The sequence below is a fragment of the Bradyrhizobium sp. LA6.1 genome (assembly GCF_040547805.1).
Taxonomy (GTDB): Bacteria; Pseudomonadota; Alphaproteobacteria; order Rhizobiales; family Xanthobacteraceae; genus Bradyrhizobium; species Bradyrhizobium barranii.
In genome coordinates this window covers 1-26,272 of sequence record NZ_JBEPQK010000027.1, presented here as the reverse complement: position 1 = coordinate 26,272, position 26,272 = coordinate 1, and the positions used below count along the sequence as shown (strand labels likewise).

General features: G+C 59.3%; 22 protein-coding genes. 10 read left to right on the top strand and 12 right to left on the bottom strand.

Annotated features, from left to right (window positions below; all coding sequences use genetic code 11):
• Positions 1-317: 317 nt before the first annotated feature.
• A complete protein-coding gene (locus ABIB99_RS40590) occupies positions 318-1,310 on the bottom strand; it encodes an AraC family transcriptional regulator (protein ID WP_247345192.1) in 993 nt (330 codons plus the stop codon).
• Positions 1,311-1,566: 256 nt separating this feature from the next.
• Positions 1,567-2,031, bottom strand: a complete 465-nt coding sequence (locus ABIB99_RS40585) for a DUF2721 domain-containing protein (protein WP_247345195.1) — start codon at positions 2,029-2,031, stop codon at positions 1,567-1,569.
• 373 nt (positions 2,032-2,404) lie between these two features.
• Here ABIB99_RS40585 and ABIB99_RS40580 point away from each other — a divergent pair, with 373 nt between their 5' ends.
• Positions 2,405-2,905 carry a DUF992 domain-containing protein gene (locus ABIB99_RS40580; protein ID WP_354181297.1) on the top strand — a complete coding sequence of 167 codons (501 nt, stop codon included), beginning with the start codon at positions 2,405-2,407 and terminating at the stop codon, positions 2,903-2,905.
• Here the strand turns inward: ABIB99_RS40580 and ABIB99_RS40575 are convergent.
• Entirely contained in the window at positions 2,899-3,711 is an 813-nt protein-coding gene (locus ABIB99_RS40575; RefSeq protein ID WP_354181295.1) for a hypothetical protein, read from the bottom strand. The two genes, ABIB99_RS40580 and ABIB99_RS40575, sit on opposite strands and share 7 nt — an antisense overlap.
• A 66-nt stretch (positions 3,712-3,777) precedes the next feature.
• Between ABIB99_RS40575 and ABIB99_RS40570 the strand changes: the two genes are divergently transcribed.
• The 9 genes from ABIB99_RS40570 to ABIB99_RS40530 all read left to right on the top strand — a co-directional run bounded on the left by ABIB99_RS40570 (position 3,778) and on the right by ABIB99_RS40530 (position 13,144).
• Positions 3,778-4,533 (top strand): outer membrane protein, encoded by a 756-nt coding sequence (locus ABIB99_RS40570; RefSeq protein WP_247345204.1) that lies wholly within the window; start codon positions 3,778-3,780, stop codon positions 4,531-4,533.
• Between the two features lie 115 nt (positions 4,534-4,648).
• The gene (locus tag ABIB99_RS40565; RefSeq protein WP_247345212.1) at positions 4,649-5,002 is read left to right on the top strand and encodes an HdeA/HdeB family chaperone; all 354 of its coding nucleotides are present in this window, start codon (positions 4,649-4,651) and stop codon (positions 5,000-5,002) included.
• Between the two features lie 114 nt (positions 5,003-5,116).
• Entirely contained in the window at positions 5,117-6,076 is a 960-nt protein-coding gene (locus ABIB99_RS40560) for an AraC family transcriptional regulator (protein ID WP_354181292.1), read from the top strand.
• A gap of 129 nt (positions 6,077-6,205) precedes the next feature.
• Positions 6,206-6,952 carry an outer membrane protein gene (locus tag ABIB99_RS40555; protein ID WP_247345217.1) on the top strand — a complete coding sequence of 249 codons (747 nt, stop codon included), beginning with the start codon at positions 6,206-6,208 and terminating at the stop codon, positions 6,950-6,952.
• 88 nt (positions 6,953-7,040) lie between these two features.
• Positions 7,041-7,709, top strand: a complete 669-nt coding sequence (locus ABIB99_RS40550; protein ID WP_502917551.1) for a hypothetical protein — start codon at positions 7,041-7,043, stop codon at positions 7,707-7,709.
• A gap of 264 nt (positions 7,710-7,973) precedes the next feature.
• Entirely contained in the window at positions 7,974-9,416 is a 1,443-nt protein-coding gene (locus ABIB99_RS40545) for a DUF1254 domain-containing protein (protein ID WP_354181290.1), read from the top strand.
• A 204-nt stretch (positions 9,417-9,620) separates the two neighbouring features.
• On the top strand, positions 9,621-10,385 hold the full coding sequence (locus ABIB99_RS40540; protein ID WP_354181389.1) for an IS5 family transposase: 765 nt from the start codon (positions 9,621-9,623) through the stop codon (positions 10,383-10,385).
• Between the two features lie 253 nt (positions 10,386-10,638).
• The gene (locus ABIB99_RS40535; protein WP_354181387.1) at positions 10,639-12,078 is read left to right on the top strand and encodes a DUF1254 domain-containing protein; all 1,440 of its coding nucleotides are present in this window, start codon (positions 10,639-10,641) and stop codon (positions 12,076-12,078) included.
• 109 nt (positions 12,079-12,187) lie between these two features.
• Positions 12,188-13,144, top strand: coding sequence for an HlyD family secretion protein (locus ABIB99_RS40530; RefSeq protein ID WP_354181288.1), 957 nt, complete (start codon positions 12,188-12,190; stop codon positions 13,142-13,144).
• Between the two features lie 251 nt (positions 13,145-13,395).
• Here the strand turns inward: ABIB99_RS40530 and ABIB99_RS40520 are convergent, their stop codons facing one another.
• From ABIB99_RS40520 to ABIB99_RS40480, 9 genes are all read right to left on the bottom strand, one after another.
• Complete coding sequence (locus ABIB99_RS40520) at positions 13,396-13,578, bottom strand: hypothetical protein (protein ID WP_354181286.1); 183 nt, start codon at positions 13,576-13,578, stop codon at positions 13,396-13,398.
• Between the two features lie 980 nt (positions 13,579-14,558).
• Positions 14,559-17,219 (bottom strand): MGH1-like glycoside hydrolase domain-containing protein, encoded by a 2,661-nt coding sequence (locus tag ABIB99_RS40515; protein ID WP_354181284.1) that lies wholly within the window; start codon positions 17,217-17,219, stop codon positions 14,559-14,561.
• A gap of 1 nt (position 17,220) precedes the next feature.
• Positions 17,221-19,287 carry a transketolase gene (tkt, locus tag ABIB99_RS40510; RefSeq protein WP_354181282.1) on the bottom strand — a complete coding sequence of 689 codons (2,067 nt, stop codon included), beginning with the start codon at positions 19,285-19,287 and terminating at the stop codon, positions 17,221-17,223.
• Positions 19,288-19,426: 139 nt separating this feature from the next.
• Complete coding sequence (zwf, locus tag ABIB99_RS40505) at positions 19,427-20,800, bottom strand: glucose-6-phosphate dehydrogenase (protein WP_502917554.1); 1,374 nt, start codon at positions 20,798-20,800, stop codon at positions 19,427-19,429.
• Between the two features lie 15 nt (positions 20,801-20,815).
• Positions 20,816-21,835 (bottom strand): phosphogluconate dehydrogenase (NAD(+)-dependent, decarboxylating), encoded by a 1,020-nt coding sequence (gene gnd, locus ABIB99_RS40500; protein ID WP_354181278.1) that lies wholly within the window; start codon positions 21,833-21,835, stop codon positions 20,816-20,818.
• A gap of 77 nt (positions 21,836-21,912) precedes the next feature.
• Positions 21,913-23,559 carry a glucose-6-phosphate isomerase gene (pgi, locus tag ABIB99_RS40495; RefSeq protein WP_354181276.1) on the bottom strand — a complete coding sequence of 549 codons (1,647 nt, stop codon included), beginning with the start codon at positions 23,557-23,559 and terminating at the stop codon, positions 21,913-21,915.
• 13 nt (positions 23,560-23,572) lie between these two features.
• Positions 23,573-24,280 carry an ROK family protein gene (locus tag ABIB99_RS40490; protein ID WP_354134481.1) on the bottom strand — a complete coding sequence of 236 codons (708 nt, stop codon included), beginning with the start codon at positions 24,278-24,280 and terminating at the stop codon, positions 23,573-23,575.
• A 25-nt stretch (positions 24,281-24,305) separates the two neighbouring features.
• Complete coding sequence (gene tal / locus ABIB99_RS40485) at positions 24,306-25,391, bottom strand: transaldolase (RefSeq protein WP_354181274.1); 1,086 nt, start codon at positions 25,389-25,391, stop codon at positions 24,306-24,308.
• Positions 25,392-25,395: 4 nt separating this feature from the next.
• Positions 25,396-26,088, bottom strand: a complete 693-nt coding sequence (locus ABIB99_RS40480; protein ID WP_354181272.1) for an HAD family hydrolase — start codon at positions 26,086-26,088, stop codon at positions 25,396-25,398.
• Positions 26,089-26,272: the final 184 nt, after the last annotated feature.

The window sequence follows — 26,272 nt, the reverse complement described above, 5'->3', positions numbered from 1 at the left end:
GGGCCCGTCGATGAGGCACCATCAGGCAATCGATAAGATTCGACTATGCAATTCCGGCGCCATGAGAAAAATGGGCGCTTCAAAGAGCGCAGAAGGATATTTCGATCGCAAGCTTCGCTGGCGCAATCGGCCGGTCGATTTGCGCGATCAGGTAAGGCAAATGCTGCGCTAGAGCATGATCCGGACCCGAAGGGCCGCGTTAGTGCAAAGTGTGCAGCGGTTTTCCCTCGCGACAAACGCGGAACGCGTTCGCGCGGAGATCATGCTCAAACAACAACCTGAAGCGCGATGACGATTCATCCCAATCTCATTGCGCCTTAGTGAAGCCGTCCCACGATGACATCGACTGGCAGTGTTGTGGGACGCATGAGATGGACATGGGGATCCTGCGCGGGCCGTCGCAGTGTTTCCGACGGTAACTCTCCGAACAGCGTGCGATAGGCGACCGAGAAGCGCCCGAGCTCCCAGAACCCGTAGTTGGTCACGATATGGGTAACGGTGGCCTTGGATGCGTCAGCGCGCAGCAGCGCGCGCCGGACCAGATGCATTCTTCGCAGCGTGAGATAGCGGATGGGAGCCATGCCAAGATGTTCTTCGCAAGCTGATCGCAGCGTCCGCTCGGAAACGCCGGTCGCAGCGCAGAGTTCAGTCAGATAGATGGCGCGGTCCGGGTTTTCAGCCAGATAATCCTCGAGCCGCGCGATAATCGCGTCGTGACGCCGCCTGCCGGCGGTAATCTCGATGCCGGCGCCCTCGGCAAGGCATCGAACCATCAGATGAGACAATTGTTGTTCGAACCCGCGACGCAGCTCCAGCGAGTCCAGAGCGTCCGGTGTGTGGGCCAACTCGCCGACGGTCTGATGCATCTTCAACAGGCGTGACATCAACTCCGGGCGAGGCCGAACCACGCGGGTTGTCAATTTCTCCAGAAAATCAGCTCCGATGACGGTCGCGAGGGTTGCATTCATATCCTCCTCGGAGAGAGACATCCCGCCCTGGCGAAGGTTCGCGCCGGAACGCTTATGCGACACGTCGAACTTGTCGATGATGATATCACCCGGCGAGACGTCCATGCCGCAGTGTTGAATTGGAGGGCCTTCCAATTGCGTCAGAAAGCTGATTGACCTGCGGCCCGGCCGGACGGCTAGTTTGTTAACTTGAGGCAGATTTACCTCGTATCGACTCATCCAAAGCCGATTCAATCCAATCTGTTCTATCTTCAGATCAAACTCGCCACGCTTTGTCGGAAATATGTTGAGCTCGCATCCTCGAACGGCACTCGGGCAAAGCTGGGGATCTTCGATCCTCATCGTCCTAATCCAAAACACTTGCTACTCCCGCAAAATTTAGATTTTGTTAGAGAGATCGTTTGGAACGTAACGCCGTCTTCAAGAGTAAACTACGATTAATATCACGCACAACCTCTGATCAATGTGACAAAAGGGCCAGCTTTCGTCGAGTGTCGCCGCATCCGGTCACCGATAGATTTCGGCTATCGTGGGGGATCATGGATGGTCGGAGTCAACTGACCGAGGTCGGGCACTGGAGTTCTAACGCGGTCCTTTGCTAAGCATTTGATGCCTTGGGCCGGTGTTGCCTTTGTTTGTGGTGGCTGAGGTCATGCAGTGAAAGGCGAGCCTCGCGGACCAGATCCACCAGCGAGATCGTGAAGAAGCTGAGTGCAATAACGAAGAGCAGGGCGACCCCGTATTCATGCCGAAACTGGAAGAAGCTGCAGACAAACGCCAGGATCACCAGCAGCGAGGTGACGATGGCGCTGATCGACGAGAGAATTATCGCTTTGTTCAAAAGCACGGCCCGGCGCTGGAGATGCGGCACGTCGGGGTGAACTGCGGAAATGTCGTCGTCGATTGTAGCGTGCAGTGCCTGTAGCCTGTCGACGATGCGGTTCATCCGTCCGATCAGAACCGAAACGAAAGCTGCAACTGCGCCAAGGAGAAACGCTGGCGCCGTCACCTGCGAAATGACCTGCGACAGGTGTGCGGCAGTCGGTGTGTCGGTCAGCATCATGATGCTTTCTACCGCGAACCAGGTACGCGCGGCGCGACCTGCAGGCGCTGTGGGGACGTAACGCTTGGATTGAAAACCGAATAGCGCGCGCCATCAGGGTCGACTATGCAATTTCGGCAAAGTTGCCGCTGGCTGGTCGTAAGTTCTTGTCCGGCCTCGCCGTTCCCGACTACGCCAGGTAAACGCGTATGTGTGCAAAGCGGTTCTGCCATGGCACCCAGTCATTCAGCCGTTGAAGGCGCGATTTTTCGCTTACGGCAGGTTCAGCGCGCCGATTTTGCATAGTCTCATCGGCTTCGCGCATGCTCAGCTACGAAAAGCAGAGGGCGGCTCAGGACCAAGCGCCTGCCCGCGATCAACGAGGTTTTGCGAGATGATCAGGAAGCGAATGCGTGCACCAGCTCTGGCTGTCCTCTGCGTCTTCGGCGCATGGTCTGGCTCTGTGTCTTCCGCAGGCGCCCAACAGGCATCGTGGACCCAGATCGGCATGCTGGCGTGCAAGGTCGACCCCAGCATCGGGTTTGTCATATTTGGCCATCAATCGATGTCATGCCGCTTTACGCAAAACCCGCCGTTCCCGATTCAGCTCTATGAAGGCGCACTTAACACCGTCGGAATCGATATCGGCGTTTCGGCCGGAGGCGCACTTGCTTGGGCGGTTCTTGCCCCGACGGCAGGCCCTCGAGTCGGAGCTCTCGCCGGCGAATATGTCGGGGCGTCAGGTGATATCGGCCTCGGCTTGGGCGCCGGCGTCAATGTTCTTGTCGGTGGCTCGGGGCGGTCATTTGCGTTGCAGCCCGTTTCCGTAGAGGGATCAGTCGCCATCAATGTCACCGTCGGCCTTTCCGGCCTGCAGCTGCGTCCGGTCTATTGAATCTCCGCGCCTCTTGGTGTGACGGATGGGACGCGGCTCCAGTTCGTGCCGAAAGCGCATGCGGGGCGAACTCGCAGAGATAGGCGACCCCACAGGGAAAACAAATCGGAAAGACCGGTGCCAACTGACCTCTTGAGAACATGGTATGTTTCGTTTGAGGTGCCGAAGACGGTGCGCAAAGCATCGGCGCACCGACGTTCGAGACAAAGTGAGAGCTTTCCGACCGAGCTCGACGCCCAGAGGTTTGCTCGCCAGAAATTCGAGCAAGGATACATCGTGACCGCGGGCACCATCAATCCCTGCACGCCACGACGGGCAATACCCCCGACGCTCATTCGCGATTGGCTTGCGGAAATGTCCGAGCCGCCATTTGTCGAGCCGGCCTCATTCGAGGACACCAAAGAGGCAGATCTGCCGTAGGAGCCGCTGCGATGCGGTGCCCTATGCATTGACAGATTTTGCATAGACCGTTCCGGCGTATTGTCGGCGCGCTGAACGCGCGCCATTGCAATCGTTTCCAGGGACGCGCCGCTCTGATTGTCTTCTCCAGCGGAATTGCCTGTGCTGGCGACAATGACCCGCCGAAGACGCCGCTGCATTTCGCACGCAATTGGGCTGCCCGTCACCATGATGCGTTCGGCAGCGTTGAACAGGGCCGCGAGCGCCCGGTCGTCGCTCAACATCACCGGATTGTCAGAATTTGCATATTCGTCAACCCGCACGCCTTGCACCAATAGACCATTCGCGAAGGTGGGGTTCCGGTCATCATCGATGGCGCGATGCGTCGGCTGCGGCAGCTTCGCCACAGCCGGAAAAATTGAAAGCAGGCGTCAGATTCTGCATAGCGGGTTGCGCGCGCCTGATGCGATTTGATGCTGCACGAATTTCTTCAATCACTCAGGTGGGCAATGAACAAGATTGGTAAGTTTGCAGTTGCAATCGCGGCTTCGGGAATGATGGGCGGCTACGCGGCTGCGGCAGACTTGCCGGCGGCGCCCGCCTACAAGGCGCCGGCTTCGGTTGCCGCAGTCTATAACTGGACGGGAGTCTACGTCGGCGTCAACGGCGGGTATGGCTGGGGCAATCAGGACCCGCTGGTGCTGTTCTCCAACAGGTTCGATCGTGCCGGCTTCGACATCAGTGGCGGCATGATTGGCGGTACGTTTGGCGGGCAGATTCAGCAGGGATATGTCGTGCTCGGCTTGGAAGGTGATTTGGACTGGGCCAACATCAAGGGTTCGTCCGTCGTAACACCCAGCATTCTCGGCATCGGGCAGGGCGTTACGCTGAACACCTCGTCGAATATCAGTGCGCTGTCGACGGTGAGGGCGCGGATCGGTGTGGCGATGAACAATGTGCTGCTCTACGCCACGGGTGGCGCAGCTTTCGTCAAGTCGACCGCCAGCGCATCGACCGTCGCTGGCGTACCCTGTGGCACGCTTGGCGTCCTGCCGGATTGTTCGGGCTCGTCCTGGCGTCCGGGCATCTCGGCAGGTCTTGGCGTGGAATATGGGTTGACGCCGAATTGGTCTGTGAAGGGCGAGTATCTCTACACGAAGATCGTCGGCACCGGAGTGAGCTCGGATCGAGTGAACATCGTGCGTGGCGGCGTCAACTACCGATTCTGAACAGGGCTCTATCGATGATCAGACCCGGTCTTGTTCGGCGCGTCCTCGCGCCCGGCGTTATCCTCTGCGCAGCAAAGTATCTCCACATCAGAATCGTTCCAACAGGAGTCCCCCAATGCGCTCGAAACTGCTGCTTTCCGTCGCACTGCTTGTCGCCACCATGGCGTCGGTCAAGGCCCAGGTGCCGCTGTCGTCCTATGTCGATGCGAATGGATTCATTGACGTCCAGAAGCTGACCTGCGCGCAACTCGCGGGGACCTACCAGGAAGACGCTGACGCGCTGACGGCCTGGTACAGCGGGTGGTACAACGGCCTTGCCAAGAAGCATTTCCTCGACCTGCGCAAGGGCAAGATCGCGGAGCATGAAGTCATCGTCTACTGCAAGGCCAATCCGGAAAAACTCATCATCGATGCCATTGCTGTCGTGTTCAAGGCAGAGCGGGAGATGATGGGCATCCAGATGAAGTAGATCGTCTGCGAGCGGGTCGGTCGCTCGCTGTGGACCGATCCGCTTGTGCAGTTTGGCGGTCCGCTGAGGCTCCCATCTACTTCTCCTGAGCTGCCGCTCTGACGGGGCGGGATCTTGGATTTGAATGATTTCGGGCAATACACCGACGCCATCCAGGGCGCGACGGTGACATTTCTGAAATCCGCTCCGTCCTCGCACCGTTGGGGGGTGAAGTATCTCACATTGAATCGCACGATTCTTCAATTCGGCGCCGATGGCGGCCCGGGGATCGTCCATGGCGTCACTGAACCGACTTTTACGACGCTGATCATCCAGTCGTCCAACTTCGACAATCGCGTCGTGCTCGATGGCGCGCCATGCCAGGCTTCGGACCTGGTCATTCTCCCTCCGGATAGTCACTTCACCTTTGTTCGTTCCGGTCATGTCGAATGGGTAGCGTGGTCGCTGCCGAGGGAAGAAAGTATCGCGAGGAAGATCCTCCCCGCCGCCACAAATCAGGAATCGCCGAAGACTGCCAAGCATCTCGTCCGGCTACCAGAGCCGATCGCATCGAGACTGATCGAAGCATCGAAGCAGGCTCTGCGTTCCATCTGCAACTGCGCTCCTGCTGACCGGCCCGTCATGGCGCGGCATATGGAGCGCGCCTTGATGGATGAGCTGGCTTACGTTTGGGACAATCGTTTGAGCGAAGCTGTCCTGCCCAACAAGTACACCCTCTCGTCAGAGCGAATCGTTCTGGAGACACTTGAATTCGTACGGAAACGGTCGACGGAAATCATCAACATCACGGATATCGTGAAAGCCACCAAAGTCGAGTACCGAACCTTGCTACGCGCCTTTGAGCGCTATCTCGGCTTCTCGCCAAAGCACTATCTGAGGCTACGGCAGTTAAACCTCGTTCATCATGAGATCCGTCGCGGGAATGGCGCATCGGCCAGTCTCGCAGACATCCTGGCGGCCCATGGCGTCACCGAGTTTGGCAGATTTGCCGGGCACTACCGGTCGCTGTTCGGAGAGTTGCCATCCGAGACATATCGCCGGCCGCGCGCAGTGAAGTCTGGCAAGTCGCTGTAAGCTCGGAATGGTGTTTTTGGTGCAACACTGCGGTGAAATGGTCCGAGGTGACAGTTTCTGCATATCGAGTGAGACAAGGTCGATGGCAAATGGCCCGGGTGTTCTCCAATTCTATGAGGCTTGCAGGCAATGAAGAAAATTAGCTTACTGACCGCGGCAACGGTGATGTCCGTTTCGCTCACGGGTATTGCAAAGGCCGCTGACCTTCCGTCGCGGCCCGTCTACAAGGCGGCGCCGATCGCGGTGGCGATGTACAACTGGTCCGGCTTTTACCTCGGCGTGAACGGCGGGTATGGCTGGAGCAACCAGTGCGTCGATATCACCGCCATCAACGGGATTGGCGGCATCTTCGCTGAAGGCTGCAAGAGCGCCGGCGGCGGCGCCATCGGTGGCCAGGTTGGCTATCGCTGGCAGGCCGGACAGTTGGTGTTCGGTCTGGAAGGACAGGGCGACTGGACCAACATCCGCAACACGCGCGTCAGCCTGCAGAACCCGGCCAATACCTACAGGTCTACCCTCGACGGCTTGGGGCTGTTCACGGGGCAAATTGGCTATGCGATGGACAATGTCCTGCTCTACGCCAAGGGCGGCGCCGCGGTTGGTAGCCAGAATTTTGGTCTATACGACACCGCAACCGGCACGGGCCTCGACTTTGCGAAGCGCACCCGTTGGGGTGGCGTCGTGGGTGTCGGCTTCGAGTACGGCTTCTCCCCGAATTGGACGGCCGGCCTCGAGTACGACTATCTGTGGCGGGTGAGCGACAGCAGCACCTTCCTGACGCCGTCGCTGGCGCGTGTCAATTCGATCACCACCAACACCAAGACGGACGTGAATTTGCTCACGGTGCGCGTCAATTACAGGTTCGGCGGCTACTGATGAAGAGAGGAGGCCGGCCGATTCAGCCGGCCTCCATTCTTTCCCATCATGCTTCGGCCTGGATGGTTCCTGATCTTGGAGTTGAAATATGCTGTCGAATACAATGCGTGCGCTTGCGTTTCTCGGTGCTCTGACGGTCACAAACATGGCCTTGGCGCAAGACGCAGCGCCCCATGCGCCGCTAAAGACGATCGGGGCCACCAAATCCCCGGTCGTGCCATCGCTGATCGTCGTCAACTCCAGAGGCGCGAACCTGCAGCCGGGCAAGCTGGTCCTCGCCGGCGTTGCGCCAAATGCGATCATATTTGCAGATCGGCCAGTTCGTTCGGCCGGCCACGATCTGACCAGCCATATCGTCGAAGATTGGGGGGCGGGCAGCGACAATTTTGCAAAGAATCCGCCTAACGCCACGGTGTCCGTATTTCAGAAGGACGGCAGCAGCGTGCAGGATGTCGTTGTCACCTTGAAAAATCCCGAGCTCGAAGGCGATAACCTTGCGTTCGATGTCGACGTTCTCGAAGGCGACATCAAGGGCGCTGATGGCCCTGCCTCTGTATTTATCGACATCATCGGCCTTCCATTTACGCCGCTTTCATTCGCAGGCGTTGCGCGACGCACGGCCTATCGGGGTGCATATTATGCCGGAGCCGCTGCGGCGGCCGGTGCTGTGGCTGCGGCAGCCTACGCGTACCATCCGTATCCGTATTACTATCGCCCGCCGGTTTGCGGATATTATCCTTATCCTCCGTGCTACTAACGAAGCTGCGAGAATTGGCCCGGCGTCCTTCGCCGGGCTAGGGCGTGAACCCATAAACTTGGAGCGGCCGGCGGACGTCTGCTTTGGTGCGCATAACGGCCTCAAGTCGGACATCGCGCCATGTCCGAAAAGGGCCAAAGGCGGACATCCAGGCGGATCTGGATTAACCGTTTTTGCATAGCCAACCATCGCACAGGGCGCTATCAATTTCCTGCTACCCAAACGCGCATGATCACAAGCTGTGAACCGGAAGGAATTGTTCTGATGTTTACGAAACGCGATCTGTTTCGCTCTGGTGCAATGACCGCGCTCGCCGTCGTGGTGGCGAAGTCCACCCCGGCAATTGCGCAGAACAACGCCAATTGGCCCAGGCTGTTAGAGGCCAAGGACATCGCTGAAGAAGGCTTCATCTACGGCTTGCCGCTCGTGATGAATTATGCAGTCATGCAAGAATATGCGGTGGACAGGAACTCGGGGCAGTTCAAGGCACCGTTCAACGAAATTTACAACATGCACCACGTCGCCACCCCGGCGGACACGGCAATCATCACGCCGAACAGCGACACGCCTTACTCATTCGTTTGGCTGGATTTGCGCGCTGAACCAATGGTCATCTCGGTCCCGACGATCGAAAAGGAGCGCTACTACTCGGTCCAGCTCATCGACGGCAACACGTACAATTTTGGCTACATCGGCAGTCGAGCCACGGGGACCGAGGCTGGCGCGTATCTGGTGGTCGGCCCCGACTGGAAAGGTGGAACGCCCAGCGGGATCAAGCAGGTCTTCCGATCGACGACGCCGTTCACGTTCGCGGCTTTCCGCACCCAGCTCTTCAACCCCGGCGACATGCCGAACGTCGAGAAAGTCCAGGCGGGTTACAAGGCCCAACCGCTTTCCGCCTTCCTCAAACAGCCCGCCCCGCCCGCCGCGCCGAAGATTGATTTCGTTCCCGCCACCACGGCTGGGATCAAGGATAACTTCTTCCAATATCTTGACGCAGCCCTGCAATTCGTCCCCGAGACGCCGAGGGACAAAGCGGTCCGTGCGAAACTTGCGAGAATTGGCATCGGTCCCGGCAAGACCTTCGCGTTCAAGGATCTATCGCTCGAACACAAGGCCGAAATCCTGGTGGGCATGAAGCAGGGTGACGACAAGGTCGACAAATGGCTGGCCAGCGGAAACAAAAACATCAACGGCTGGAATGTCGGCTCGTTCTTTGGCGACGAGGCCTTCTTCAACGGCGATTGGGCGATGCGGGCCGGCGCCGCCAAGGGCGGTCTCTATGGCAACGATGCCGTAGAAGCGATGTACCCATATACCCGGAAGGACGCGACCGGTGAGCTGCTCGACGGCAGCAAGCACAAGTACACCATCACCTTCGCGCCCGGCCAGTTGCCGCCAGTGAATGCGTTTTGGTCCGTTACGATGTACGACGGCAAGAGCCAGTTTTTGGTCAAGAACCCGATCAATCGCTATCTCATCAACTCTCCGATGTTGCCGGCGATGAAAAAGGACGCAGACGGCTCGCTGACGCTGTACATCCAAAAAGACAGCCCCGGTGCGGACAAGGAAGCAAACTGGCTTCCGGCGCCGGATGACAAAATCTATCTCGTGATGCGCCTATACTGGCCGAAGCCTACGCCACCTTCGATCTTGCCGGCGGGCGAAGGGACATGGCGTCCACCCGGCGTGAAAAAGCTCTCATAGAAGACGCAGATCTCGACGCCTCCCGTCACGGAGGCGTTGCGATCGCCGGTTCTCGTGCTGTCCGCTGTGGGTCATTCGCGTCGATTTTGGCATGTCCGGGATATGTCCGCTTACAGGGTAATCTCGGAAGTACCGGTCCTCCGGTTTTCGCCGGTTGAAGGCATCGGGTTGGACGTGATTCAAGCGTCCAAACCGGAGCCTCGAATCGTGCGGTATGAACTCACGGACTTTGAATGGGCTGCCATCCGGTCGTTTCTGCCGAACAAGCCGCGTGACATTCCCCGTGTTGACGACCGGCGCGTCCTAAACGGCATCTTTTGGGTTCTGCGCTCAGGCGCTCCCTGGCGCGACCTGCCGGCATACTATGGTCCCCGCACCACTTGCTATAATCGCTTTGTCCGTTGGCGGCAGGCCTGCGTCTGGGACCGGATCATGGATGCACTGGCCGCAGGTCACGACGCGGCGGTGCAGATGATCGATACCTCGGTCGTGCGGGTGCGCCAGCACGGAGCCTGCATCGCAGATAACAATCACCAAGATATAGGGCGCTCGCGAGGGGGCCTAACGAGTAAGATCCACGCGGTGGTGGACACCAATGGCCTGCCGGTCCATCTCGCCCTCACGCCTGGTGAAGCGCATGACAATCGGCTGTGTTCGGTTCTGCTCAGCGCGTTGCTCCCACAAACAATGTTGCTCGCGGATCGTGGATACGACGCGAACTGGATCAGGGAGCTTGCCCGACAGCAAGGAGCTTGGGCGAACATTCCGCCGAAACGAAATCGGAAAGACCCAATCTGCTTTAGTCCCTATCTGTATCGTGCGCGCAACTTGATCGAACGGTTCTTTAACAAGATCAAGCAATGTCGGCGTGTTGCGACTCGATATGACAAGCTCGCAGCTAACTATCTCGCGTTCGTCAAACTCGCCTCAATCCGAATTTGGCTGCGTGCTAATGAGTCCACGCCCTAGTTACGGGCTGATGCGCCTGCTCTAGATCTGTCTGGCGCGCGCACCACGGGTTCGAAGACCGAACGCAGGCAATAGATTGGACGCCGCTGCAGGCCATTGCTCCGCGGCCGGAGGCCGCGCTTGCCGAATCTGCATAGCGGGTCACCTCGTCTTCGGCAAAATGACAAGCGGACGAGGCGCTTGGCGAGCGATACCCGTCCACCACGGAAATGGAGTATTTTTGATGCAAAAGCGATCGATCCAGAGCTCTTACCTGCTGACCAAGCGCGGTCTTTTGCGATCCGCCGCATTGGCGACCGTCGTCGCGGCTGGAGTCAAATCGAGCCACGCCTGGGCCCAGTCGTCCGAGCGTCCCGGCTTCTTCAAGGTCAAGGACATTGCCGAGGCCGGCTTCATCTATGGCCTGCCGATGGTGATGGCCTATGGCGTCATGAATGAGTATGCTGTCGACAAGTCGTCGGGCCAGTACAAGGCGCCGTTCAATACGCTGTTCAACGAAGCGCGCGTCTTCACCTACGAAGATACTGCCGTCATCACGCCCAATAGCGACACGCCGTATTCGCTCGCATGGCTTGACCTGCGGGCCGAGCCCATTGTCTTCTCGGTGCCGGCGATTGATCCCAAGCGCTACTACGCGCTGCAGCTGAACGACCTTAACACGTATAATTTCGGCTATGTCGGTACACGCGCCACCGGCAGCGATGCCGGGAGCTATATGGTTGTCGGCCCGCGATGGACCGGCGTGACGCCCCCCGGCGTCAAGAAGGTGTTCCGTTCGACCACCGATTTCTGCCTGGCACTCTTCCGGACACAGCTGTTCGACCCGGCCGATATTGAGGCCGTCAAGAAGGTTCACGCCGGCTACAAGGTGCAGCCACTTTCCAGCTTCCTGAACCAGCCTCCGCCCGCGCCTGCGCCGGCGCTTTCTTTCCCCAAATTCGAGAAGGACCTCGTCCGCACCGAGTTCTTCGAATACTTGGATTTCGCGCTTCAATTCGCACCGGCGCTGCCGGAGGATCGCTGGATTCGCGAGCAACTGGCGCGGATCGGCGTGGGACCGGGCAAGAGCTTTGACTTCCGCAGCCTGTCGCTCGAAGACAAGGCCGAGATCCTGCTCGGCATGAAGGAGGGCGAGCGCAAGGTCACCGAGGCCGTCGCGACCCTCGGCAAGGACATCAACGGCTGGCGCGTCGGCGCGTCGTTCGGCGATGCCGCATTCTTTCATGGCGACTGGCTCTTGCGCGCGGCAGCCGCGAAGGCCGGCATCTATGGCAACGACGCGGTGGAGGCCATGTATCCTCTCAGCAAACTGGACGCCGATGGCAAAGAACTCGACTGCTCCAAGTCGAACTACGCGCTGACCTTCCCGGCGGCACAGCTGCCGCCGGTCAATGCCTTCTGGTCGGTCACGATGTATGACGGCAAGACGCAGCTGCTGGTGAAGAACCCCATCAACCGTTACTTGATCAACTCGCCGATGCTGCCGAACATGAAGCTCGGCGCCGACGGCTCGCTGACGATCTACATCCAGAACAAGTCTCCGGGAGCGGACAAGGAGGCAAACTGGCTGCCGGCGCCGGATGGTCCGATCTATGTGGTAATGCGGCTGTACTGGCCGAAAACCACGCCGCCGTCGATTCTGCCGGCTGGTGAGGGGACGTGGAAGCCTCCCGTCCTCAAGCGCGTCTCGTAGAGACCGGATTTGCGCCGGTGTCGTGGATGCAAGCATTTGGCCGATACTGCCGTGCTACCGGGCTTGTTAGTGTGCAATCCCGGTGCACGGCAGATAGAGGAATTCAGTCGTGCTCATCATCCTGACGGTGTACTTGATCCTGGTGTGGCTCGTCTTCTTCAGGTTCAAGCTGGTGCGACGGGGTTGGGCGTCCGGCACCGTCGCAGGGCTGTTCGGTGCATTCATCCTCGCGGTGTTTCTCGCGATGTTCAACTATCTCACCCCGTCGGGAAGCTTTGTTGTGATTTCCCGCGTCATGGAGGTCACGCCGAATGTGTCCGGCGAGGTGATCGACATTCCGGTCAAGCCTAACGAACCGGTGAAAGCCGGCGCCGTGCTGTTGCGCATCGATCCGGCGCCGTTCCAGTACAAGGTCGACCAACTCGAGGCCTCGCTCGCCCAGGCGCGTCAGCAGGTCAAGCAATTGACTGCCAGTTACGAGCAGGCGACTGCCAATGTCGAGGGGCTGTCCAAGCAGCTCGCCTATCACACCCAGCGGCTTGCCGATTACCGCAAGCTCGTCAGCGAGGACGCGCAGACCGAGTTCCGCCTGCAAGACATCCAGGTGCAGTACGAAACGGCCGGGTTTCAGCTACAGGCAGCCAAGGCTGCGCAATTGAATGCGCGGCTGGCTATGGAATCGGAGGTCGGCGGGGTCAACACGACCGTCGCGCAGATCCAGGCCCAGCTTGACCGGGCCAAATGGGAGCTCGAGCAAACAACGATCCGTGCCGTCGGCGACGGCGTTGTTACGATCATGGCCCTGGCGGTTGGAGACCGCGCCATGCCGGCGCGATCGGTAATGTCGTTCGTCGTCACGGACGATATCCTCATCACGGGCATGTTCCCCCCAAACGGATTCAAGACCATCAAGCCCGGCGCGCGCGTCGAGCTCGTGTTCGACGACGACCCCGGCCGCATCCACGAAGCGACGGTCGGGACCATCCCGCAGGGCGTGGGGCAGGGCCAGATCGCGGTCTCGGGTACGCTGGCGCGCGTCGGCTCGATCGGCGGCGCCAAGGGTTGACTTGACCGCTGTCCCACCTTGGGCGGCACGAGCATGACTTCCTTCAAGCGGTCGCCACTGGCGACGACGACCACGAAATTGAGTTTGCCGTCCTGTTTCATCAACCCACCGGCGAGCGCGGTTCCCCCCGCTATCGCGTGCGCACGGTCAACTCGCCGCGGCGGCTGCGGCCTGGACCGCCTGAGCGCGGCTCTCATCACGATCTCCCAGCGACATGAACGCAGTCCGCTGACGTATCGCGCATTTTGTAGTTAGCGCCTGTGCCCCAGCGGCATACTGAGCGCCATCGCTTTTTGACGAAGAGACGCTTCAGTTCTCTTCATCGCTTTTGCGATCTTCGCCACAGGCGTCCTAGCCTTCGAATGAGCGCGCAATTCCTTGACGTCGGCCGCAGTGTATTCGCGACGAACGATCTCCTTCGATTTTTTTGCCATTGCCGCTCCATTTGTTGAGCGGCGCTTCTACCCCCTACGTTGGCTGAAGAACAGCCCCTTAGGCCGATGTCCGCTTTTATTGCAGCCCGGCGATGTCGACCCCTCCGAAGGAGGCAGGTTGCGACAGCTGATACTTAACGACGTACGACATGGATCAAGCCGCTGTCGTCCAGCGGCGCGCATGTGATCGTGCGAAATCCATGGCAAAGCGAAACTTGTAACTTTCGTGAAGCCAAAACCAAACAGAACCGCGCCCGGAGGGCCGGTCATTCATCTTCGATCACGAAAACAGAAAGGTCCCAATCAGCAGGCCCGCAGCGAAAGCGAGAAGCCCCAAAGTGCAGGCTGAAACGATACGGACGAGGGTGCGAACTTGCTCCTCGTACTCCTCTTCTGCGGTCTTGTGGGACTGAGCCGTCATTGCAACTGCCCTGCCATCGCCCAGATTGGGCAAATGTAAACTCGAAATCATGGTCAACGCGAGGCATCTTAGCCCCGCCGCGATACCCTGTTCGATCTGGCGCGCATCTCTTCAACGGGAGGATCATTGAAGTCTCCCTTGAGGTCCGTTCAATGGGGCTTAGCGGACTGAATTTGCTCTCGTTGAGTTTTTCGCGTTTTGACCCTTACCCGGAACATCCGGTTGAAGTTGCGCTGTTCTGGTCGAAGTCGGTTGCTACCCGTTCAACAAGCGCTCTGTTCGCTGCTATTTCCGCAGCATCACTGTATCGCTGCAAAATGGATTCACGATGAAGCGTGTCAGCCCTCCGTAGGTTTCGGGATAGCGCTCGACATACGGCAGCAAGATTCGCAGGGCATCCACCGCCACCCAATGCCTCGACGAACTCGTCGGCCGGTGCCGCCGATGACGACGATCTTCATTGTTGATCCTCCATTGTCGTTTACCAGCTTCGCTCCTGGGTTGCTGTGGCGATCGCCGAGTTGAGCTGAGAGGCTAACCTACGTCCTGCTGGCGTTTGTTACTTCCGACCACTTCGAAACCGCCGATTGGCCACCAGCGCACCGGCCAGAGCCGTCCATCCGGTCTGATGCGAAGCGCCAAGTCCTTCACCGGTATCGCCGTGAAAGTATTCGTAGAATACCAAAGAATCGCGCCATGCCCCATCGCGCTGGAAGCGTGAATCCGATCCCAGTGCTGGTCGTCGGCCGTCTGAGTCTCGGAGGAACAATCTGAGCAGTCGGCGCTCGAGTTCTTCGGCCACTTGCTCGAGACTTGCCTGCCTACGCGATCCTGTCGGCAGTTCAACGGTAAAATCTTCGCCAAGGTTGGTATGAAGATGTCGTAGCGACTCGATCGCGAGAAAATTGAGCGGAAACCAGATCGGTCCGCGCCAGTTGGAATTGCCGCCGAACAGAGCGGTCCGAGATGCGCCTGGCTCATAGTCGAGACGAGCGACATGTCCGTCCATGTTAACGACGAGCGGATGCTCGCGATGGTAACGCGACAGCGAGCGTAGCCCGTAAGGTGAGAGAAACTCCGATTCGTCGAGCATACACGCGAGAATCCGCTTCATGCGCGACTTGCCCACCAGCGAGATCAGCCGAGGGCGTTCATTGGTCGCAGGCGTGTGCAGGAATTCTGTAAGGCCAGGCTTGTTCTCGATGTACCAGCGCGCGCGCTTGCGGAACATCGGCAGTCGGTCCCACAGCGCCGCATCGAGCTGGACGGCCGCAAAGATTGGTAACAGTCCAACCATAGAACGTGCGCGCACCGTGAAAGTCGAGCCGTCGCGCTTGCGAAGCCGATCATAGAAAAAGCCGTCTTGGTCGTCCCACAGCTTGTTCATAGCGGCCGCGATTAGGGCGAAATGCTCGAAGAACTTTACCGCGACGTCCTCGTAGCTAGGCTCGTGGTTGGCAAGCAGGAGTGCCATCTCCAGCATGTTGAGACAGAACTTAGCCATCCAGGCGGTGCCATCCGACTGCTCCAGTACATCGCCGTCAGGGTGCATTTGCGAGCGGTCGAACGGGCCGATGTTGTCGAGCCCGAGAAAGCCGCCCTCGAACACGTTGTCGCCACACGCGTCTTCTCGATTTACCCACCAGGTGAAATTGATCAAGAGCTTTTGAAACGCGCGAGCCAGAAAGTCGAAATCGGTGCCACCATCGATCCGGAACACCGCAAGCGTGGCCCACGCCTGAACTGGCGGATTCACGTCTCCGAAATTCCATTCATACGCCGGCAACTGGCCGTTCGGGTGCATGTACCATTCGCGTGCCAGCAGCAGCAGTTGATGTTTCGCTGCTGAGGGGTCGATGTGCGCCAGCACCACGCAATGGAAGGCGAGGTCCCATGAGGCATACCATGGATATTCCCATTTGTCGGGCATGGCGATGATGTCGTGGTTGTTGAGATGGCGCCAGCCCGCGTTGCGACCGGACGCACGTGGTTCGGGCGGACCTATGATGTCGCCGTCGAGCCAGCGCGCGACGTCGTAATGGTAAAACTGCTGGCTCCACAGCATGCCAGCGAACGCCTGCCGCATTACTACGGCCTCCTCCTCACTCGCGTCGTCAGGAGTCAGCGCGGTATAGTACTCGTCGGCTTCGCGCCTCCGGTCGGTATGGATCCGCTCGAAGTCTGCTCCGAGGTTCGCGGCCTGGTCGCGTCCATCACGTGCCAGGCGAAGCCTGAGCTCGACCGTTTCGCCGCCGGCGACTTTGAGGCGATACCAGCAGGCCATTTTTGTACCCCGCCTCGCAGGATTTACGGTCGCCGCACCGTGAACGACATGGTCGTTGATGCCGTCCTTTGGATAGGGCGTCTGCTCAGTGGTGACGCCATACAGGTATCGGGCATTGGTTTCGTTTTCACAGAACAGTAGCGACGGCGGCTTTCCGGCCGAATCCGCCCCGGCAGTGAAGCGCCAGCGGCCAAGCAGTTCTTCTTCAGCGATCGCGCCGACGTTGCCAGTCTCAGTAGCCGCCTGGATAATCGGCTGTGCGATGCCAGCCTCCCAGGACCAGCGATTGCGGAACCACAGTGTCGGAAGCACCTGAAGCTCAGCCGGATCGGGGCCGGCGTTTCGAACGCTGATGCGCATGCATATGTCGTCAGGTGATGCTTTGGCGTAATCCGCCGTGATCTGCCAGTAACGATCCCCTTCGAAAATACCGGTATCCAGGAGTTCAAATTCGGGCTCGTCCCTGTTGCGCCTTGCGTTCTCCTGCCGAAGCAAGGCGTAGGGAAACTCCGCTTGGGGGTAGTGGTAACGCCAACGAAGCCACGAGCTGGTCGGTGTTGCGTCGATATACCACCAGTACTCTTTAGCGTCCTCGCCGTGATTTCCTTCTGGACCACTGAGACCGAAGATACGTTCCTTCAGGAAGGGGTCACGTCCATTCCAAAAGGAGAGAGCAAAACACAGGCGCTGCGATCGATCGCAAAGGCCGGCAAGACCGTCCTCGTTCCACCGATAAGCGCGCGAGCGCGCGTGTTCGTGGGGGAAATATTGCCAGGCTTGTCCATCGGCACTGTAGTCTTCGCGCACGGTTCCCCAAGCCCGATCACTGACGTAAGGCCCGATCGCTTTCCAGTCGCCGGGAGTATCGGGCGAGGAGTCGGCAAGCCTTGCATGCTCAGCCGAAGGGGGCGGACCGGTTTGCCCGACATCGTCCATGCTATGCGGCTTTCGAGGGCTGCAACAGCGCCTTAACCGTTGCGATGATATGATCCACGGTGAATCCGAACTCCTGCTGCAACGCCTTCAGCGGAGCGGAAGCGCCAAAAGTGTGCATGCCAATGACTCGGCCAGTCCTCCCGACGTACCGCTCCCAGCCGAACGTGGACGCCTGCTCGACCGCAACGCGGGCCGTGACCTCAGGTGGCAAGACGGCATCGCGGTATTCCTGGGTCTCGCGTTCGAAGACATCCCAGGACGGCATCGAGACCACACGCGAGCGGATACCATCCAAGCGAAGTCTCTCATGAGCGTCGGCCGCGAGGCTCAACTCGCTGCCGGTGGCAATCAAGATTATGTCCGGCTTACCCTCAGGAGGATCGGCGAGCACGTAGGCGCCTCGCGCCGCCCCGGATGCCGATGCGTACTTGCTGCGATCGAGGATCGGTAATGGTTGGCGAGACAGCGCCAACAAGGCTGGCCGATGACGAAGCTGCATGATGTAGCGATAGGCCTCAACCACTTCGTTGGCATCCCCGGGCCGGAACAGCGTCAGACCTGGCATTGCTCGCATTGAGGCGAGATGCTCGATCGGTTGGTGCGTTGGGCCATCTTCACCATCGCCCATGGCATCATGGGTAAAAACAAACACCACCGGTAACTCCATCAGCGCAGCGAGTCGCATCGCGGGCCGAGCGTAATCGCTGAAGATCAGGAATGTCGCGCCGAACGGCCGCAGTTTCGACAGTGCGAGACCGTTCAGGATTGCCGCCATCGCATGCTCGCGGATGCCGAAATGCAAATTCTTGCCATCCGGTGTGGCGGCCTGAAGATCGCCTGCGCCTTCATAGGTCAAGAGCGTCTTGGTCGATGGACCCAGATCGGCCGAACCGCCGATTAACCAGGGAATGTTTTGCGCCAGAACGTTCAGGACCTTTCCCGACGCCTCACGACCCGCAACGCCCTTCGAATCCGGCTGGAATACCGGCAGGTCGCGGTCCCAGCCTTGCGGAAGCGTGCGCTGTTGCATCTGGTCGATCTCAGTCGCCAGGGCTGGATACTTTGAACGGTAATCGGCGAACAGCTCCCGCCACTTGCGATGGGCTTCTGCGCCTCGCACGCCGACGCCGGCGGCGAATTGTTCGAGAACGCCGTCAGGCACCAGGAAATTCGATTCTTCGGGCCAACCATAAGCGCGTTTAGTGAGTTTGACTTCTTCAACACCGAGCGGCTCGCCATGTGCCGCAGCAGTATCGTGACGATGTGGCGAGCCATATCCGATGTGGCTACTGAGTATCACCAGCGTCGGCCGGCCTTTCGTGTCGCGGAACGTCGTCAAGGCCCGTTCGATGCCCGCGATATCGTTGGCATCACTGACGTACAGGATGTTCCAGCCATAGCCAGTGAAACGGACGGCTACATCTTCCGTGAAGGCCAGCTGTGTGCTGCCTTCTATCGTGATATGATTGTTGTCGTAGATCCAGCACAGGTTATCGAGGCCGAGGTGGGCGGCCAGCGACGCCGCTTCCGAGCTGATGCCTTCCATCAGGCAGCCGTCGCCGCATACGGCGTAAATATCGTAGTCGAAGATGGCAAAGTCAGGCTTGTTGTATCGCGCAGCGAGCCAGCGCTGCGCAATTGCCATACCGACGCTGGTCGCAATGCCTTGTCCGAGCGGGCCACTGGTCGTTTCCACGCCGGACACCAGGTGGTATTCGGGATGCCCCGGCGCGTGACTCCCAAGCTGGCGAAAGCGTCGGATATCGTCGAGGGTGACAGCGGGCCTGCCCAGCGTTTCGTACTCGGCATTCACGGCCTGCATGCCCGTGAGGTGGAGCACCGACCACAGCAGCATCGACGCGTGGCCGTTCGACAGCACGAAGCGGTCGCGGCCGGGCCAGATCGGATCTTGTGGATCGAAGCGCATGACCCGGTTCCAGAGCGTATAGACAAGTGGAGCAAGCGCCATCGGCGTGCCGGGATGACCGGAGTTCGCGGCCTGCACTGCATCGATCGACAGCGTGCGGATGGTGTTGATCGCGAGTTGGTCGAGTTCGACGTCGGTCATGGTTGATTTCCTCCCGCGGGTGTCGATTACATGGCCGCTGGCGCGCCAACCGGCGTGCGTGCATCGTCAGCGAGCCGCCGCCATCGAGCAACAGAGCCGGGATCGAGGAGCACTTCGATCTACATTCCTCACCTCCGCGCTACAGTACCGTCGGGTTGTGCCAGCCGCCCGGCGGCGCGACATTCTTGTCCACTTCGTGAGGCCCCCAGCTTCCGGCATGGTATTCGTAGACGGGTGTCGTCTTCTTCAAGACCGGATCGACAATCCGCCAGGCTTCTTCGACGTAGTCCTGTCGTGCAAACAGCGTCCGATCGCCGTTCATCGCGTCGCCGAGCACGCGTTCATATGCATCCATCTCCTCTGGGCCAGGGCGCCGGCTGGCCAGCAATTCGACAGGCTCCCCGATTTCTCGATCATCCTCGTCCATCACCATCGTGCCGAGAGCAATGGCCATGTCGGGATTGATGCGAAACCGCAAGTAATTCGGTATTGCGGCGCAATGGGGGAAGATCCGCGGCGCCTCACGAAGGCGTACGATCACCTCCGTGCAAGTCACGGGAAGCGATTTCCCGGCACGGATGTAAAATGGTACTCCCTGCCAGCGCCAGGAGTCGATCTCCAGCCGGAGCGCGGCGAACGTCTCCACCTGCGACTCCGGAGCAACGCCCGGCTCCTGCCGGTAGCCGCGAAACTGTCCGCGCACCAATTCGTTCTCAGCGATCGGCGGGATCGATCTGAGAACCTTGGCCTTCTCGTCACGCAGCGATTCGCTGTCCGATCGCGCCGGTGGCTCCATCGCGAGATTGGCCAAGACCTGAAACAGATGATTTTGGATAACGTCGCGAATTGTGCCGGTTTGGTCATAGAACGCGCCGCGACCCTGCACGCCGAAATTCTCCGCCATCGTGATCTGCACGCTACTCACGAACTTGCGGTCCCAGAACGACTCCAGGAACGCGTTTGCGAAGCGAAAGAAGACCATGTTGTGAACAGGTCGCTTTCCAAGATAGTGATCGATGCGGAAGATGTGATCTTCGTCGAACCTGGCGAGCAGAATCCTGTTGAGGTTGCGTGCGGAGACGAGATCATGCCCGAATGGCTTCTCCACAATCACGCGCGCGCCGTTTGTGCAATCGGCAGTGTCGAGCCGCTCCACCACGGTTGCAAACAATGCGGGTGGGATCGCCAAATAATGTGCCGGCCGCTGCGCCGAACCGAGCTGCTTGCGAAGGGCGTCGAACGTAGTCGGATCGGCATAGTCGCCGTCTACGTAACGTAAAAGACCGGCTAGCTTGTCAAACGCAGCGGCGTCGAGGCCGCCGTGCGTTTCGAGGCTATCTCGTACTCGGGCCTTGAGCTGGTCGAGGGTCCAGCCGGCCTTCGCGACGCCGATGACGGGCACATCGAGGTGGTCCCGCTTCAGCATGGCTTGCAGCGACGGAAAAATCTTCTTGTAGGCAAGATCGCCGGTTGCGCCGAAAAACACCAATGCGTCGGATCTGGGTTCGCTCAAGGCCATCTGGGTCTCTCACTGGCTGCCTTTTTCCAGGTGTCCACCGAACTCGTAGCGCATCGCCGAAAGCAGCTTGTTCTGGAAATCGGCTTCGCCGCGAGAACTGAAGCGCTCGTAAAGCGCCGTCGTCAGCACCGGAGCGGGGACCGCCTCGTCGATCGCTGCTGCGATGGTCCAGCGTCCTTCGCCGGAGTCGGATACGCGCCCTGCGAATTTGGAAAGCGCCGGATCTTCCAGCAACGCCGTTGCTGTCAAGTCGAGAAGCCACGAGGCAACCACGCTGCCGCGCCGCCACACTTCTGCGATCTCGGGCAGATTCAGGTCATACTGGTAGTGCTCGGGAACGCGAAGCGGCGTTGTTTCGGCGTCCGATGCGTGCGTCTGCTTGCCAATGTTCGCCGCGCGCAGGATACCAAGCCCCTCGGCATACGCCGCCATCAGCCCGTACTCGATACCGTTATGGACCATCTTGACGAAATGACCGGCTCCGTTCTGCCCGCAGTGGAGGTAGCCATGCTCGGAGGTGCCGGCGGCGGCGCGCTCTCGTCCCGGCGTGCGCGGGATTTCGCCCACACCCGGAGCAAGGGTCTTGAAGACCGAATCCAGCCGCTGCACTGCCTGGTCAGGGCCACCGATCATCATGCAGTAGCCGCGCTCAAGACCCCACACACCGCCGCTGGTACCGACATCTACATAATTGACGCCCTTCTGCGCCAGTTCCTTGGAACGCCTGATGTCATCGATGTAGTAGGAGTTGCCGCCGTCGATCAGCGTGTCGCCGGCTTCAATCAGCGGCAGCAGATCGCCGATCGATTTATCCACGACGGCCGCGGGAACCATCAACCAGATCGCGCGCGGCTTTTCGAGCTTCTTCACGAAATCCGAGAGCGAGGAGCTTCCCGTCGCGTTGTCTTTCACCAGTTCCGAAACGGCGTTCGGCGACATGTCGAAGACGACACATTGGTGACCATGCCGGACAAGTCTTCGCACCATATTGGCGCCCATTCGGCCGAGGCCGATCATTCCGAGTTGCATGAGTGGCTCCTGTTTTTTTGCTGCGGCGTTATTATCTCTCCCCGTGCGCTGTTAACGTGGCGTGTCGAGATCAGTGTCTAGTGCAACTTGTCCCTGAATGCGCGATGTCTGCGGATCAACGCATTGGTCGAGCTGTCATGGCCGAATTTGGGTTCGGCTTCGCTGGTGAGTTCCGGAATGATGCGCTGCGCCAGCACCTTGCCGAGTTCGACGCCCCATTGGTCGAATGAATCGACCTGCCAAATTGCACCCTGAGTGAAGACGTTGTGCTCGTACAGTGCGACGAGTTTGCCGAGCGCCGCGGGTGTCAGCTGTTCCAGCAGTATCGTATTGGACGGTCGGTTTCCCTCGAAAACGCGATGTGGAACGAGCCAATCGGCAGATCGCTCTGCCCTTACTTCGTCACGTGTCTTGCCGAATGCGAGCGCTTCGCCCTGCGCGAAGACGTTGGCGAGCAACATGTCGTGTTGCTCTCCAAGTTGGTTGAGGGTCGTGTGAAAGGCAATGAAGTCGCAGGGAATGAGGCGGGTGCCCTGGTGAATGAGTTGGTAGAACGAATGTTGACCGTTGGTCCCGGGCTCACCCCAATAAATCGGACCGGTGTCGTAGCTGAGAGGATGACCCTCGAGCGTGACGTGCTTGCCGTTGCTCTCCATCGTCAACTGTTGGAGATAGGCCGGAAACCGTTTCAGGTATTGCTCGTAAGGCAGCACCGCTACGGTCTGCGCGCCGAAGAAATTATTATTCCAGATGGCAAGCAGCCCCATTAGTACCGGCAGGTTGCGCTCGAACGGCGCGGTGTGGAAATGCTCGTCGATTTCATGGAAACCGCCGAGCATGGCGCGAAAGTTGTCGGGACCGATGGCAAGCATCGTCGAAAGTCCGATCGCCGAATCCATGGAGTATCGACCGTCAACCCAGTCCCAGAAGCCAAACATGCTGGAGGTGTCGATGCCGAACTTCGTCACTTCCTTCGCGTTTGTCGACACGGCAACGAAATGCTTCGCGACCGACTCCTCGTCGCCCCCAAGCCCCGCGAGCGACCAGCTGCGCGCGCTCCTGGCGTTGGTCATGGTCTCAAGGGTTGTGAAGGTTTTGGAAGAGATAATGAACAGCGTCTCCGCTGGATCGAGATCGCGGATCGCTTCCGCAAAATCGGTGCCGTCCACGTTGGAGACGAACCGGAACGTCATGGCGCGGTCGCTGTAATGCTTGAGCGCCTCGTAGGCCATCACCGGCCCCAGATCGGAGCCGCCGATGCCGATGCTGACGATGTTGCGGATTGGCTTCCCGGTGTGGCCGCGCCACGCACCGCCGCGTACGCGATTGGAAAAATCGGCAATGCGGTCGAGCACCGAATGGACCTGGGGCACAACGTCCTCGCCATCGACCGGGATCGATTGCCCCTTCGGCGCGCGGAGCGCGACGTGCAGGACGGCCCGCTTTTCGGAAACGTTGATCCTCTCGCCTGCGAACATCGCATCGATCCGCGCGCGGAGCCCGGACTGTTGGGCCAGTTGCAACAGCAGAGCCAGCGTTTCGTCGGTAATCCGGTTCTTCGAATAGTCGAGATAGAGTCCTGCTGCTTCGACCGTCAAACGCTCGCCGCGTTTGGGGTCTTGAGCAAAGAGCTCGCGCAGGTGCAAGCGGTCGATCTTCCGAAAATGGGCGGACAGGGCCTGCCAGGCAGGAAGCTCGGTGGCCGTATTCGTGGCCGTTGCCATTCATCGCTCCTGTCTAACGCGCCATCGCGGCTTGTGCAGTTTGTTTGCGCGAGCGAGTGATCTTTCCCTTTGGCGGACCGTCCCACAGCTGGAATCCACCCTTGAATGCGTTGGCATTGTCCCCAAGCCGGCATAATGGCGGCAGTGTTTTCAATAGTTTGGCGTTGCCGCCGCCCAGCACGACGTCCTCCGGTTGGAGTGCCGCAACCAGATATTCAACGACATCTTCGACGTGCTTCCGCCATGCTTTCTTGCCAAGTTCCTCCAGCGCGTGCGCGCCGACATAGTCTTCATAGATCCCCTTCTTGTACGGTAAGTGTCCAAGCTCCATCGGCTGCACGATGCCATCGACGATCATCGCCGAGCCGAGTCCCGTCCCTAGCCCGAGAAACAACATTTTGCCGCTCTGGTAGCTGCCGAGTGCCTGCATCGCCGCATCGTTGATGACTTTCGTCGGTAGTTTGAATGCCGCAGCGAAGTCGAAGCCCGTCCAGCCTTTTCCCAGATTGTGAGGCTCCGCCATAGGACGGTCATGCACGACCGGGCCCGGATAGCCAATCGAGATCAGGTCATATTCCCAGCCATCGGCCAGCTTTTTGACGCTCGATACCAACTGCCGGGCTGTCATAGTCGACCCGGAGTCAATTTCTCGCTTCACTTTTTCGCCGGAGGCAAGGATCTTGACGTGGGTGCCGCCCACGTCAATGACCAGTATGTTCATGGAAGACCTTTGTCCCGCTTGGAATTTAGCTTGCCTTCTTGAGTACCTCGGTCTTGGCGGAGATGACACTCATCAACTCGTTCCAGGATTTGACAAACGATTTGGCGCCCTCATCCTGCAATGTCGCTGCTAGCGCTTCGATGTCGACGCCGGCCTTCGCGAATTGCGAGAGTGCCTCTTCGGAATCACCGCCATCGGACGGCAACATCTCTCCAATCTCGCCGTGATCGGCCAGGGCCTTCACCGTACCTTCCGGCATGGTGTTCACCGTGAGCGGCGCGGCCAGCGCCTTGACGTACAAAACATCAGACGCTGCCGGATCCTTGGTTCCTGTGCTCGCCCATAACAGGCGCTGTGGCCGCCCACCCTCGTTGTAGATGCGCCGCGAACGAGCCGAGGAGAGCAACTCGCAAGCCGACTTGTAGGTTCGTTTCGCGATTGCAATACCGAGCTGATTGCGCAATTGCGCGGGCACTTGGTTCGCTACGGCGGCATCCCAGCGACTGACGAAGACCGACGCAACGGATCCAACATTTGGAGTTAGACCGGCTGCGATCCGCCGCTCGATGCCGCGCAGATATGCCTCGGCGGCAGCGAGATAGTGCTCCCGGCTGAACAATAGCGTCACATTCACGGGCACGCCGGCAAAGATCGTTTCTTCGATGGCGGGCAATCCTTCTCGTGTACCGGGTATCTTGATGAAGAGGTTGGGGCGTTTCGCCTGCGCATGCAGTTCCTTGGCCGCCGCGATTGTGCTGGCCGTGTCATGCGCGAGAAGGGGCGAGACCTCGAGCGAGACCCACCCGTCTACACCGTTGGTGCGGTCCCAAATCGGACGGAACAGGTCTGCTGCCTGGGCTAGATCGTCGATTGCGAGTTCGAAGAATAACGTCTCGCCCGACTTTCCCTCCGAGAGCTTGCTGCGGATAGCTGAATCATAGTGAGAGCTGTTCTTGATCGCATGGTCGAAGATTGTGGGGTTAGATGTGAGTCCCGTCAGCGACAAGTCGGTGATGTAGCGCCTCAAAGTGCCGCTGTTCAGCAGGTCGCGGGTGATGTTGTCGAGCCAAACGCTCTGTCCGAGTTCGTGGAGTTTTTGCGTTCCCTTCATCGCTTCACCTCCGCATGGCTTCGAGTCGTGGGGCTGGCGCAAGCAGACGTCCCAGATCACAGTCGAGGAGATCTCCGATCCGGTCCACCGTCACGTCGGGTGTAGCGAAGGAGGCGAGGGCGTTCGCGTCATGCGCATATTGTCCTTGTCGGGGAAGGACGGTGGTGACGCGGTTGCCCCAAGCCTCTTTGACCGCGGCAAGGATACGCGGCTTATCATCAACCAGAACGTAGTGCAGCGCCGGATAGCGAGCCTCAACATTTTCGAGCGCGAGTTCCTTGTGGATGTAGATCAGCACGTGTGAGTTGACTGCCTCCGAAAGTCCGGAGCGCTCGACCTTCCGGGGTTGAAAGACGACGTCGCCATCGGTGAGAAGGACGGTTGGGCCCCACTGACGTAGTCGTTCGAGCACATCCAGGGATCCCGGGTACAACCGATTGGCGAACGGGTAATCGACCAGGAATGACGACATGGACAATAAGTGCATGTCCTGCGGGTGTTCAATGCGGTACCGCTGGAGCGCACCGAGATAGTCTCGATAGCCCAGTTCTTCGAACAACTCCTCGAGAATTGCCCAGTACCGATCGCGACAGGGGGCTCCGAACCGGCGCTCGAGGTAGGCCTTGATATCAGCCTGGATACGATCGTTATCGAGAAGCGTATTGTCGACATCGACCAGAAAGACGACCTGGTTCATCGGTCTTACCCTTACGCTACTCTCTGCAATATGCTCACCCTGCGCGCCTTGCACGCACGCGCATATTCAAGTCTATGTTACTCCGACTGGAGCTATCGCCAAATTTTGGTGACGGCCGGAGCCGGTCAGGCGGCGGCGGTTATGGGCTGACGGTCGGTCGGCTTGGCGATGACCTCGATCCCAT